At 71.0% G+C, this 12,482-nt stretch carries 13 protein-coding genes; 8 read left to right on the forward strand and 5 right to left on the reverse strand.

All coding sequences use genetic code 11. The features are described 5' to 3' along the window. Nucleotides 1–57 precede the first annotated feature (57 nt). The 6 genes from AC0NZN_RS11660 to AC0NZN_RS11685 all read left to right on the forward strand — a co-directional run bounded on the left by AC0NZN_RS11660 (nt 58) and on the right by AC0NZN_RS11685 (nt 4,399). Nucleotides 58–390, forward strand: a complete 333-nt coding sequence (locus AC0NZN_RS11660) for a hypothetical protein (protein WP_474592468.1) — start codon at nt 58–60, stop codon at nt 388–390. Beyond that, on the forward strand, nt 387–1,865 hold the full coding sequence (locus tag AC0NZN_RS11665; RefSeq protein ID WP_474592469.1) for a putative T7SS-secreted protein: 1,479 nt from the start codon (nt 387–389) through the stop codon (nt 1,863–1,865). The genes AC0NZN_RS11660 and AC0NZN_RS11665 overlap by 4 nt, the downstream gene beginning before the upstream one ends. A 46-nt stretch (nt 1,866–1,911) precedes the next feature. Beyond that, nucleotides 1,912–2,535 (forward strand): hypothetical protein, encoded by a 624-nt coding sequence (locus tag AC0NZN_RS11670; RefSeq protein ID WP_474592470.1) that lies wholly within the window; start codon nt 1,912–1,914, stop codon nt 2,533–2,535. Continuing rightward, nucleotides 2,528–3,142, forward strand: coding sequence for a hypothetical protein (locus AC0NZN_RS11675; RefSeq protein WP_474592471.1), 615 nt, complete (start codon nt 2,528–2,530; stop codon nt 3,140–3,142). The genes AC0NZN_RS11670 and AC0NZN_RS11675 overlap by 8 nt, the downstream gene beginning before the upstream one ends. Nucleotides 3,143–3,186: 44 nt before the next feature. Beyond that, nucleotides 3,187–3,993, forward strand: a complete 807-nt coding sequence (locus AC0NZN_RS11680) for a hypothetical protein (RefSeq protein ID WP_474592472.1) — start codon at nt 3,187–3,189, stop codon at nt 3,991–3,993. A gap of 106 nt (nt 3,994–4,099) precedes the next feature. Next, a complete protein-coding gene (locus tag AC0NZN_RS11685; protein WP_474592473.1) occupies nt 4,100–4,399 on the forward strand; it encodes a WXG100 family type VII secretion target in 300 nt (99 codons plus the stop codon). An 87-nt stretch (nt 4,400–4,486) separates the two neighbouring features. Here the strand turns inward: AC0NZN_RS11685 and AC0NZN_RS11690 are convergent, their stop codons facing one another. The 3 genes from AC0NZN_RS11690 to AC0NZN_RS11700 all read right to left on the reverse strand — a co-directional run bounded on the left by AC0NZN_RS11690 (nt 4,487) and on the right by AC0NZN_RS11700 (nt 7,846). Next, entirely contained in the window at nt 4,487–4,951 is a 465-nt protein-coding gene (locus tag AC0NZN_RS11690; protein WP_474592566.1) for a recombinase family protein, read from the reverse strand. Between the two features lie 82 nt (nt 4,952–5,033). Then, a complete protein-coding gene (locus AC0NZN_RS11695; protein WP_474592474.1) occupies nt 5,034–6,833 on the reverse strand; it encodes a cation:proton antiporter in 1,800 nt (599 codons plus the stop codon). Continuing rightward, on the reverse strand, nt 6,833–7,846 hold the full coding sequence (locus AC0NZN_RS11700; RefSeq protein ID WP_474592475.1) for a malate dehydrogenase: 1,014 nt from the start codon (nt 7,844–7,846) through the stop codon (nt 6,833–6,835). Before AC0NZN_RS11700 ends, AC0NZN_RS11695 begins: the two co-directional genes overlap by 1 nt. 60 nt (nt 7,847–7,906) lie before the next feature. Here AC0NZN_RS11700 and AC0NZN_RS11705 point away from each other — a divergent pair, with 60 nt between their 5' ends. Next, nucleotides 7,907–8,038, forward strand: a complete 132-nt coding sequence (locus AC0NZN_RS11705; RefSeq protein WP_474592476.1) for a hypothetical protein — start codon at nt 7,907–7,909, stop codon at nt 8,036–8,038. Further along, nucleotides 8,035–9,015 (forward strand): prolyl aminopeptidase, encoded by a 981-nt coding sequence (gene pip, locus AC0NZN_RS11710; protein WP_474592477.1) that lies wholly within the window; start codon nt 8,035–8,037, stop codon nt 9,013–9,015. The genes AC0NZN_RS11705 and pip overlap by 4 nt, the downstream gene beginning before the upstream one ends. 18 nt (nt 9,016–9,033) lie before the next feature. On the opposite strand, the gene AC0NZN_RS11715 is transcribed toward pip, so the two are convergent. Together AC0NZN_RS11715 and AC0NZN_RS11720 are read right to left on the reverse strand one after the other, a co-directional pair. Further along, complete coding sequence (locus tag AC0NZN_RS11715) at nt 9,034–10,698, reverse strand: GMC family oxidoreductase (protein ID WP_474592478.1); 1,665 nt, start codon at nt 10,696–10,698, stop codon at nt 9,034–9,036. Then, nucleotides 10,695–12,437 carry an aldehyde dehydrogenase family protein gene (locus AC0NZN_RS11720; RefSeq protein WP_474592479.1) on the reverse strand — a complete coding sequence of 581 codons (1,743 nt, stop codon included), beginning with the start codon at nt 12,435–12,437 and terminating at the stop codon, nt 10,695–10,697. Before AC0NZN_RS11720 ends, AC0NZN_RS11715 begins: the two co-directional genes overlap by 4 nt. Nucleotides 12,438–12,482: the final 45 nt, after the last annotated feature.

Here is a 12,482-nt window from a genome sequence, read left to right on the forward strand (position 1 = left end):
CCATCGCGGCGATGCCGCGACGGCGAATAGCGTGGCACGGACGGAAGGAGCGCACGCATGTCGGATCTGAAGATCGACCTCGGGCGGCTGGACACGCTGCACCGCGATCTCGCCGCGATCGCGTCCGAGTTCAAGAACGCGGACGACTTCTCGGATGCCGTCGCCGCGGCGACCGGGCATGACGAGCTCGCCGGGCACGTGCGCGACTTCGCACACAAGTGGAACGACAAGCGCAAGAAGATGACCGAGGCCGCCGAGAACCTCACGAAGTCGGTCGCGTCGATCACCGACGGCTTCACGAGGGTGGATGCCGGTCTCGCGAAGGCGCTCCAAGATGGCGAGGCTCAGTCGACGAAGGACGGCGTCACCGGCAAGAAGGGAACCCCGTGAGCGATGCGCCCTACCGCCCGTTGACGGGCGACCCCACGGCGCTGAAGGCGAAGGCGACGCACTACCGGAACATCGGCAACGCGATCGCGCGCTCGGCGAACACGCTGAAGGCCATCGGCGAGCAGCACGACATGACGTCGGAGGCCGTCGATGCCCTGCGCGACACCGCCAAGTCGGTCGGCGAGGACATCGACAAGGCCCGTGAGCGGTACCAGAAGACCGCCGAGGCGCTGCTGACATACGCCACCGCGCTCGATCTCGCGCAGCAGCACGCGGCCACCGCGATCTCGGCGATCACCGCGAAGGAGGGCGAGGCGGAGGCCGCGCACCGGGCGGCCTCCCGGGCCGCCGACAGCGTCGACACGGCGGCGGATGCCGATCGTGCCAGCGCTCAGACGGCCGCCACGCACGCGAAGAACCATGCCGACGACGCGGATGCCGCCCTCGCATCGGCCCAAGGGCAGTGGCACCAGGCGCTCGAGGAGAAGAACAACGCGGCGCGCGCAGCGATCACCGCGATCGTCGAGGTCGTCGACAAGAACAACCACGGTCTCGAGGACAGTTGGTGGGATGACTGGGGCGACGCGCTGTTCCACATCCTGAAGACGATCTGCGACATCGCGGGCGTGCTCGCGATCTTCCTGTCGTGGGTGCCGATCCTGGGGCAGGTCCTGCTCGTCCTCGCGGCGGTGGGGGCGGTGCTCGACCTCATCGACGCGATCGTCAAGGTCGCGAACGGTGAGGGGTCGTGGGGGGACGTCATTCTCGCCGCGGTCGGTGCCGTGCTCACGCTCGCCGGCGGAAAGCTCATCGCGCTCGCGGCCAAGGGCGCGAAGGCGACCGTCGTCGTCAAGGCCGCCTCTGTGCTCCGCGCCGAGGGCAAGAACGTCCGCACCGAGATGCGCGTGCTGCAGAACGCGAAGTACGGAACCGAGGCGTACATGAGCCAGGCCGCGGCGCGCACGGTACTCCGCGACGGCCGTAAGGCGTTCGACACGTTCGCGCACGGCCGCTCGACCGTCCTGACGGCGTTCAAGGACTCGTTCACGGCCGACGTGAAGGCGTTCAAGACCGACGGTGTCCGCACCCTCGTCGGCAACAAGCTCTACGACCTCCAGCACGGTCTCGGCCTCGGCAGGGATCTCAACCAGTCGCTGCGGATCATCAAGGAGTACCCGGAGCTGCTGAAGGACCCCGCCGTGGTGAAGTCGATGCTGGGGGCCACGTCGCTCCAGGTCGGCAAGGTCGGCACCGACGTCTTGAACGGCCTGTCGGCGGCCAACCGCGCGGAGAACGACCGCATCGCCGCCGGCAACCTGCACAGCCCGCTCGATCTGTGGTCCGATCGCGGCTTCAGCATCGCGAAGTCGCTGGGACTTGAACCGGTGTCGGGCATCCGCCAGGTGCCGAAGCTCGTGGACGAATCGGGGAAGATCCCCAGCGACTGGAGCAGGCTGACCGGGGCCGGACGGTAGAGACGCGCGGTCCGGTTACCCTGGACTGGACCACCGAGACGAGAGTATGACGACGAGCAACCTGGCCCCCATCACGGGCATCTCCCTCACCCTCGACGACACGTGGCACGCCGTACCTGCGCATGCGGATGCGGGCGAGCCATGGGCGGACGGGCTCCTCGCGGCCTGGTCGCTCGACGGACTCTCGGCAGAGGCGCTGCGCGAGCAGCTCCTGCGCCTGCAGGCGAATCTCTCGTCGCGGGTCGGTGACGAGGTCAGTGCGCTCGTGTGGGTGCCGGTGCCGCAGTCGGGGTACTGCAGCGCGGGTCTCGTCGCCCTCAACTGGCCGCTCGAGCCCGGCGGCATCGACGGACCGGTCGCCGTCGAGGATGCGTTCGGCCGCGGCGACTTCGTCCAGCCCGGCGACACCCTGCTCGATCAGCGGATCTGGAACGGACTGCTCGATGCCGGACCCTTCGTCGGCGTCTACCGGGTGACTTCGACGCCGACGGCCGACGCGGAGGAGGCCGTCGTCGAGACGGTCGAGTTCTTCGTCTTCCCGTCCGGCGCGTCCGAGTTCGCGCACCTGTCGTTCACGGCGGAGAGCATCGGCGCTTTCGAGGACATGCCGTCGCAGACGTGGGCGATCGCGCAGACGCTCGCGGTGACGGTGGGGGATGCGGATGCCTGAGCAGGCCGCCACGCAGACGGTGGGATCGGCCCACCACCGTTACGCGCTCATCGTTCCCGGCACGTGGGCATCCGTTCCCATGGATGATGAGCAGGCGCTGAAAGAGCGCGTGCGCCGGATCGTCAAGGAGCGCGTGCCGCGCGACGACCGGCTCGCCTCTCTCCGCCGCGACGCGCGCGAGGAGCTGCTCGCGAACGCGACGCGCGCCCGCACGGCGGGTGCCACCCTGTACGCCCTCTCGTTCGAGCTGCTGCCCGGCCTGCCGTTTCCCGCCTCGCTCATCACGTACGACCTCGAATGGCCGCCGGCAGCACCGTCGGCGGGCGATCCCGGCGATCGACTGATGGTGGCATTCCCCGCGGCGACGCCCATCGAATCGGTGCCCGTGCCCACTGTGCGGCAGGCGACGGTGCGGCAGCGCATGGTCGGCGACACCGAGACCACGACGCTCGACCTCACGTACTGGTTCGCCGCGCCGGGTGAGGGGCTCGTGTGCGCGATGGTCTCCGTGCCCGACTGCCCGGGGGTGGACCTCATCACGCAGCTGTTCGACATGATCGCATCATCCATCCACTGGGCGATTCCTGCCGAGGAGGCGGCACGGTGAGCGGCGACAGGGCGCCGCGGCTCCCGCGTGCGAAGACTGCGCCCGTGACGATCGATCCGCTGCGCGAGCCGGCGTTCCTCGTGCCGCCCGTCGAGCCGAGCGGCGCGCGGGTGATCGGGCGCGTATTCGGCTATCTCGGGATGACCCTGCTGTGGCTGCTCCTCCTCGGGGCCGTCGTGTTCGCGACGATCGTCGCGCTCTGGGGTGCTCTGGGCAGCGCCACGGCCGACGGCGGACTGGGGAGATCGTCCGGATGGCATTCATCGGATGCGTGGCTCGCGCCGATCGCCATCCCGCTCGCGGCGGCGGTCATAGGCATCCTGACCGTGTACCTCGTCCTTGCGGCACTCGGTCTGCTGCTGGCCGCCGCCACGCTCTTCGCGCGTTCGCTCAACCCCGCCTATCGCCATGAGCAGCTGTCGTTGAGCACGCGCACGCGCGGCGGCGAGGCCCTCGGCGGCGCGGCCACTGCGTTCACCGGGGTGTCGCTGTCTCTGGTTCCCGTGCGGCTGACTCGCTGGTCGAAGATCGTGACGATGGTCCAGTTCAACGGCTGGATCATCAACGGCGGCACGCTCGCCCTCGGCTGCATCTGGGGGCTGCTGTACTGGTTCACGCTCGGCTGGGCCCTGTGGCCGGCGACCGGTGCTGCTGTGCCGGTCTGCGTCGCCGTCACCGTCGCGCTCGCCGCGTGGTTCCTGTTCGAGATCTGGCGTCGCCGCCGCTCGTACGCGACGGTCATGCCGTCCGCCCTCCAGGGCACCGTCTACGAATTGTCCTGGCCGAATCGCCCCGAGAACGTGGCCGCGAAGTCCGCCGCGAAGAAGAAGCCGGCGAAGCCGAAGGCGTGAGGCATGGGGAGTCCTCCCCATGTGATCATCCAAACGGCGCAGGTACGGTCGGAGATATGAGGTCGGCCGGATGGGCCACCCGGTGAATTCCAAGGAGCACATACTCATGGCGAACATGAACGTCACCTACGCCGACATGCAGCAGGCCGCCGGCCGACTGAACGCGGGCAAGGACGACATCATCTCGAAGCTGCACGAGCTGCAGGCCCTCGTGAACAACCTGGTCAACGGCGGCTTCGTGACCGACTCGGCCTCGGGCGCATTCCACGAGTCATACCAGAAGTTCACGACCGGAACGACGCAGGCGGTCAACGGCCTCGACGGCATGAGCCAGTTCCTGAACAAGGCGGCCGACACACTGCAGCAGGTCGACTCGCAGCTGGCCCAGGGCATCTCCGGCCACTGACGCGAGCCCGCACTCGTTTACCGAGCCCGCATCCGATTCCCGCGAATCGGATGCGGGCTCGGCATTTCGCTGCGGGCTCGCGTTGCGTCAGTCGATGTCGAGGAGGTGGCGCTCGCCGTGGTCGAGCACCTTCACGACGATGCCCTGGGCGCGCAGCGCCTTGAAGGTGCGGGTCTCCTCGTCGGTGTCACGGCCGAGGGCATGCGCGCCGGCCACGACCACCACGTCTCCGCGGCGGAGTGTGCCGAACAGTCGCCCGAGCCGCTCCTCCCACGACTCGAGGGTCTCGGGCGCCGGATGACGGAACCCGTCGATGGGCACGCCGAAGCGGGTCAGGTCGTTGCGCTGCTCGACCACCGAGGGCATGTCGTCGCGGGAGACGACGAGCCCGACGAGGCGCGCGCCCGCGGGGCGGGCGAGCCACCAGTTGCGGTCGGCCTGCAGCTCTGTGAAGCACCGGGGGCACTCGGCCGCCGCGTGCGGCAGGTCGATGGGGCTGGTCAGCGCATCGCCGCCCTCGGCGGCGCCGGCATCAGCGGCACGCAGCGTCATCGGCGACGCTGCATCCATGTCGTTCGTCACGAGAACCCCCTCGGGTCCATTCTCTCCCACGGGGCGGGCACCCGTACCCGGCTCAGGTGGGCTCGTCGAGCCGCAGCTGCGCGCCGATCTGGTCGGCGTCGAGCTCCGCCCGGGCGTGCCGGAGCACCGAGGTGGAGTACGTGCCCTCGTGCGTCAGCGCCTCCAGCCGCTCGCGCATCGCCCGGATGATGGCGAGCCGCAGCTCGAGCTGCGCCTTCGTCGCGTCGGCCTCGCGGTCGATGGGCCGCTGCGCGTAGCGCTCTCCGACGCGTGCGAGGAGCTCCTGGTCGAACGGGCGTCCGTCGCTGTCCACGAGCCGCCCTGTGGTGAGGGAGACGACGGCCGCCTCCCGCAGCTGGTCGTCGAGCTCTTCGAGCCCGCCGCCCACGGGTTCCGCGGGCCTGTCCGCGAGTCCGAGGCGCCGTACGACCCACGGGAGGCTGAATCCCTGCAGCGTCAGGCTCACGGCCGCCACGAGGAAGGCCACGAAGACGAGGAGGGCGCGGTCGCCGTCGCGCGGCAGGGTCTGGGCGGCGGCGAGGGTCACCACGCCCCGCATCCCACCCCAGACGATGACCGTGCCCTGCCGCCAGTCGAGCGGAGCCGCCTGGTAGTAGTCGATGTCGGCGAGCGCCCGCGTCACCCGGCTGCGCGCCCGCGCGAGGAGCCGCTCGCGCTCCACCGGATCGTGCGGCAGCCTGCGACGCGGTCCGCGCTCGGGGTTGGTCACCGGACCCGCGATCACGCTGGGGGAGACGACCGGCACATCGACCGGCACGCTGGACACGTCGCCCGCCTCGCCCGCCTCCACCGCATCCAGGTGCTGACTGAACGCCTCGAAGCGGTCGCGGTCGAGCCGCCGCGACCGCCGGCCCTGGCTCCAGACGACGAACGTCACGTACGCGGCCCGGACGACGAGCACGATGCCGAGCGCGCCGAGGGCGAGCCAGACCGCGTGCCAGAGCCCGTTCTCGCCCTGCAGGTTGTCGTTGACGATCTCGCGCAGCTCGAGCCCCATGAGGAGGAACACCGCACCCTCGAGCACGAGCTCGATCGTGCGCCAGTTGAGGGTGTCCGACATCCGCTGCCCGGGGGTCAGGCGGCTCGGTGCGAGCTGGCTGGTGACGAGGCCGGCGGCCACGGCCGCCACGAGGCCCGATCCGCCCAGGTGCTCGGTGGGCAGGTAGGCGATGAACGGGACGGTGAAGCTCACCGCGGTGTTGGCCGCGGAGCTGCGCACCCACACACGCAGGCGCATCGACAGCCAGCCGACGGCGGCGCCGATCAGCACCGCGATGAAGACGCTCCAGATGAAGGCGCCCAGGGTGGCGCCGAACGAGAAGCGCCCGGCGATGGCGGTGATCGCGGTCCCCAGGAGCACGAGGGCGGTGGCGTCGTTGAGCAGGCTCTCGCCCTCGAGCAGCGTCACCACGCGGGGAGCGATGCCGAGGCGCTTCGCGATCGTCGTGGCCACCGCATCCGTCGGGCTGAGGATGGCACCGAGGGCGATGCCGAGGGCGAGGCTCAGGCCGGGCACGACCGCCCAGAAGAACACACCGAGCAGCAGCGAGCTCACGACGACGAGCACGACTGCGAGCCCCGCAATGGGGCGCAGATCCCTCCGGAACTCGATCGCCGGGAGGTTGACCGCGGCCGAGTAGAGCAGCGGGGGCAGGACGCCGACGAGGATCCACTCCGGGTTCACCTCGGGCAGGTGCACGAACGGCAGATACCCGACGGCGATGCCCACGGCCAGAAGGAGCAGCGGGGACGCGACGCCGAGCCGCCCACCGACGGCGGTCGACGCCGCGATCGCGAGGATGCCGAGGAGCAGGGGGACCAGCAGGTCCATCAGAGGATGCCGAGCTCCTGAACGGCAGCGCGCTCCGCGACGAGTTCGGCGACGGAGGCGTCGATCCGCGCGCGTGCGCGGGCGTCGAGGTCGAGCCCCTCCACCACCCGGTATCCGGTGCCGTCGGAGCGCACAGGGAACGAGCAGACGAGCCCCTCGGGCACACCGTACTCGCCGCGCGAGACGAGGGCCGCGGATGTCCAGCCGGCATCGGCCGGCCGGCCCAGCACGAGGTCGCGCACGTGGTCGATCGCCGCGTTGGCGGCGGATGCGACCGATGACGAGCCGCGGACCTCGATGATCTCGGCACCTCGCTTCGCCACGCGCGGCACGAACTCGTCGTCGAGCCACTGCGCGGCCGCCTCCGGTCCGAGCCGTTCGGCCAGCAGCGCGAGGACAGGGGTGCCGTCGGCGGTGGCGTGCGACACATCCGGGAACTGCGTCGCCGAGTGGTTGCCCCAGATCGTGACGTCGCGGATGCCGTCGGGCCGCGCATCCAGCTGCGCCGCGAGCTGCCCGACCGCACGGTTGTGGTCCAGCCGCGTGAGGGCCGTGAAACGCTCGGGCGGGACGCCGTCCGCCGACGCCTGCGCGATGAGGGCGTTCGTGTTGGCGGGGTTGCCGACCGTCACCACGCGGATGCCGTCCGCGGCATGCGCGGCGATGGCAGCGCCCTGCGGGCCGAAGATGCCCGCGTTGGCCGCGAGCAGATCCGCCCGCTCCATTCCGGCTGTCCGGGGCCGAGCGCCCACGAGAAGCGCCAGGTCGGCGCCCTCGAAGCCGCGGCCGATGTCATCGGTCACGTCGATCGACTGCAGCAGCGGGAACGCGCAGTCCTGCAGCTCGAGCGCGGCGCCCTCGGCCGAGCGCACCCCCTGCGGGATCTCCAGCAGCCGCAGCCGCACGGCACGATCGGGTCCGAGCATGTCACCGGCGGCGATGCGGAACAGGAGCGCGTAGCCGATCTGGCCCCCCGCGCCGGTGATGGTGATGGTCGTCGGAGAGTGCGCCATGGGCCGAGCCTAGACCGGAAATGCCCGGCCGTCCGGGCTGCGCGGGGTAGCGTGAAAGGCATGACGTTCAACGACAATGCGAACGTCGGGGGGAACAGCGCCCGTCGTCGCGGGGCCGGATTCGCCGTCAGAGACGGCAGCACGTGTCTCGGCGCCCGCCACGTGTTCTCCGTGTCGGGGAGGTCGCTGTGAGCAACGGGGCCGCACACCTCGACGACATCCTCTATCCGACGATCGATCCCTATGAGACCGGCATGCTCCTCGCCGGCGAGGGCAATCGCGTGTACTGGGAGCAGAGCGGCAATCCCGACGGCAAGCCCGTCGTGTTCCTCCATGGCGGCCCGGGTGCCGGCACCTCGCCGTGGCACCGCCGGTTCTTCGACCCGATGAAGTACCGCATCATCATGTTCGACCAGCGGGGATGCGGGCGCAGCACGCCGAGCGCGAGCGCACCGGACGCGGATCTCAAGCACAACACCACATGGCACCTCGTCGCCGACATGGAGCTGCTGCGCAAGAACCTCGGCATCCAGAGGTGGCAGGTGTTCGGCGGATCGTGGGGGAGCGCCCTCGCGCTCGCCTACGCCGAGGCGTACCCCGAGGTCGTCAGCGAGATCGTGCTCCGGGGCGTCTTCACGCTGCGCGCGCACGAGCTCGAGTGGTTCTACGAGGGCGGCGCGAGCGCGATCTTCCCGGACGAGTGGGAGAAGTTCCTCGCGCCGATCGCGCTGCTCGAGCGCGGGCGGCTCATCGAGGCGTACCATCGGCGGCTCATCGACCCCGATCCGGCGATCCACGTGCCGGCAGCGGTCGCGTGGTCGGGCTGGGAGGCCTCCACCCTCACACTGCAGCCGGACCCCGACCTCGTCGCGGCGATGACCAGGCCTGCGGCGGCGACGGCGTTCGCGCGCATCGAGAACCACTACTTCATGCACGGCGGCTTCTTCGACGAGGGCCAGCTCATCGCCCAGGTCGACAAGGTCCGCGACATCCCGGCGGTGATCGTGCAGGGCCGCTACGACGTCTGCACGCCGATCATGACCGCGTGGGATCTGCACCAGGCGTGGCCGGAGGCCGAGTACGTGGTCGTCCCGGATGCCGGGCATGCCGCGTCCGAGCCCGGCATCGCCACGGCGCTGCGGGCCGCGACGGACCGCTTCGCCGAGTGACCCCGGCCCCTCCGGGGGTCAGCCGAGGATGAGGTCCGCGGCCTTCACGCCGATGACGATCGAGGGTGCGTTGGTGTGCCCGCGAATGACCGTCGGCATGACGGATGCGTCGGCCACCCGCAGCCCCTCGACGCCGCGCACGCGCAGCTCGGGGTCGACCGGGGCCGCGGCATCCATCCCCATCCGCACCGTGCCCACCGGGTGGTACAGGGTGTGCGAGTAGCGACGCATCGACAGCTCGACGCGCTCCTCGGAGCTCATGGTCTCGCCGCCGACCGGCTGCACCCAGCCGTCCGTCGTGAGCTCGCCCAGTGCCTGCGTCGACAGCAGCCGCTCGCAGGCGTGGAGGCCCTCGGCGAGGGCCGCGGCATCCATCCCGTCGGCGTCGGAGAGGTAGGCGGGGTCGATGAGCGGCTTGTCGCGCGGGTCGGCCGACGCCAGGCGGATCGTTCCCCGGCTCACGGGCCGCAGCAGGATCGCGCCCACCGTGATGCCCTCGGCGGGCGTCGGCACAAGGCCCTCGCCGACGTAGGGCACCGGCGCGAAGATGATCTCGATGTCGGGGAGGCCCTCGCCCATCCCCCGCGCATCGGCGACGGAGGTGCGCACGAACCCGTACGCCTCGGCGACGTTGGAGGTCAGCATCCCCTTGCGCCGCAGGAGGTAGTTGACGAGCTGGCCCGCCTTCTCGGCGGTGTAGAGGGTGCCGCCCTTGGCCTGCGGTGCGAGCCCTGCGACGAGGTGGTCCTGGAGGTTGGCGCCGACCTCGGGGGCGTCGACGACGACGGGGATGCCGTGCTCGGCGAGGTGCCCGGCCGGGCCGATGCCGCTGAGCATGAGCAGCTGCGGCGTGTTGATCGCGCCGCCGGAGAGGATGACCTCGCGGTGCGCCGTCGCGTGCCGCGTGATGCCGTCGATCTCGACGTACACCCCGGTGGCCCGGGTGGCCGGGCCCACGCGCCCGGAGGCTCCGCCTGGCGCGTCAGCGACGGGGGGAGTGGGCGTGGGGCCGAAGGTCACCCGGCGTACGAGGGCGTTCGTGACGATGGTCAGATTGCGGCGGCCCTTCGCCGGCTTCAGATACGCGTCGGCGGTGGATGCGCGCCCCCCGCGATGCTCGCTCACCATGGTCTGCGAGAAGCCCTGGCCGACGGGAAGGTTGGGCGGGGTGACGGGGAAGCCGGCCTCGGCCGCCGCGCGGAGGAACGCGGCCGTGTGCGGGCGCGGGTCGCGCTGGTGCTCGACGGCCTGCGCGCCGTCGATGCCCTGCGTCTCGTGCACGGGATCCTGCGTGCGCTCGACCTTGCGGAAATAGGGGACGAGGGCATCCCACGACCAGCCGTCGCCGGCGGTCTGCGCCCACTCGTCGTAGTCCGCCGCGAAACCGCGCACCCACATCATCGCGTTGAGCGACGACGATCCGCCGAGGGTCTTGCCGCGCGGCCAGAAGATCGTGCGGTCCTCGAGGTGAGGCTGCGGGACGGTGTCGTAGTTCCAGTCGTAGGCGCCGCGGAAGAGCTTCGAGAAGGCGGCGGGGACGTGCAGCTCCATGGCGGTGTCGGGACCGCCGGCCTCGAGCAGCAGCACCGACACCTGCGGGTCCTCGCTCAGGCGCGCAGCCAGTGCCGCGCCGGCGGATCCGGCACCGACGATGATGTAGTCCGCGGCGAGATCGGCGCTCACGAGCGCATCGCCTGGGTCAGGGTCGCGATGAGCCGGGGGACGCTGCGGGTCATGTGCCAGCGGGTGAGGCCCTCGCCGACCGAGGCGCCTGTGCGGGCGTCGACGAACCACGGCGGCTTCGGCAGGATCGTGAAGCGGCCTCTGCCGCCGACGGCCCGCGGGAAAGGCCGGAACGGTCCGCGCAGGATGGAGCGCTCGACGCGGTCGAGCAGCAGGGTGTTGTGGACGACGCCGAGGCCGCTCTCCACATCCCGCAGCGTCGCGCCGGGGAAGGCGCCCCACGAGAGGATCGGCGTCGCGAAGACGACACCCGTCCACGTGTTGATCGCGATGCCGCCGTAGCGCAGGTCGGCGATCGCGCGCTCGAAGCCCGTGCCGAGGGCGGCCTCCGTCGCCGGGTCGATGAGGACGTTGGCGCCGAGGGTGCCGGCGAGCTCGTCGTTCGCGTGCGCGACGGCGTTGTCGAGGAACTCCTGCCCGGTGCCCGGCACCTGCACCACCCCCAGCACGGGGGAGAAGTACTCCGTCGTGTGGAGGGCTGTCGCGTCTCCGCCGGCGGTCAGGTCGACGAGCGCCCGTGTGCGCTCGGTGTTCCAGTGCGCGTCGGGGTAGTGGGTGGCCGCGGCATCCAGCTTCTCGTCGCTGCGGGGGTACCACAGCGGTCGATCCGGCGCCGCGTGCAGGGCCGTCTTCATCGCGGCGATGAACGCGTCGCGCTGCGGCCAGTCGCTCGAGAGGATGACGACCTGGCCGGCGATGCAGTTGTGGCCGCAGTTGTGCAGGCGCATGGTCGCGACGTGCTCGGCCTGGTACTTCAGGTCGGCATCGGTCCAGGCGCCCGGAACGACGATGATCGGCGAGACGCCGCCGAGCTCGGCGGTGATCGGCACGCGCAGCCCGGGGTCGTCGGCCGTGCGCCGCTTCGCGGCCTCGGCGCCGACGCCCCACACGATGGCGTCGAAGGTGACGGCGGAGCCCGTGATGTGGACGTGCGAGATGGACGGATGCTGCGTCAGGTAGGCGCCGACATCCCCGCCGCCCTGGACGATGCGCAGCAGGCCGAGCTCGATGAGCGGCGCGAGCGCGCGCTCGAACACCGGCACGACCGCGTCCTGTGTGGGGTTGACCTTGAGGATCGAGACCCGGTTCTCCGCGATCAGCTCGTAGAGCACGTCGAGGAACGGGATCGAGGTGATGTTCCCGGCGCCGAGGACGAGACCCACCCCGGTGTTCTCCGTCGCGCGCAGCTGGCCGAGTCCCGCCTCGGACCGCGCCTGGGCCTCGGTCACCCCGGGCACGAGCCACAGCTCTCCCGTGAAGCCCGACAGCAGCAGGCGGTCCATGCCCGAAGCCGGGAACGCCTCGACGCGCACTCGGTCGCCGGGCGCCGAGGACGTCGTGACCCCGTCGAGCGGGCTCGCGCCGCGCGCCAGGGCCTTCAGGCTCGAGATGTAGCCGTCGAGGCCGCCGAGGGCTGCGTAGGGGCCCGACATCCACTCCTCACCACGGAGCGGATGCCCGGACTCCAGGCCTTTCGACATCGAGGCGGCATCGGCCCAGTCGTCGGCGTTCGCGACCACCGCGGCGCGCACGCGGTCGAGCAGGCGAGCGCGCTGATCGAGCGTGAGGGCGGCCCAGGTGCGGGTGCCCTCCTGGAGGTCGGCGATGGCGGCGTCGAGCGTCGAGCGCACGTCCGCGGCGAGCTCGGCGGGCTTCGAGGTGGTCTTGGCAGGGCTCACGGAAACGCTCTCCTTCGGGCGTGGCACACCTCAGCCTACGTCGCA

The sequence above is a fragment of the Microbacterium sp. sgz311019 genome (assembly GCF_056135325.1).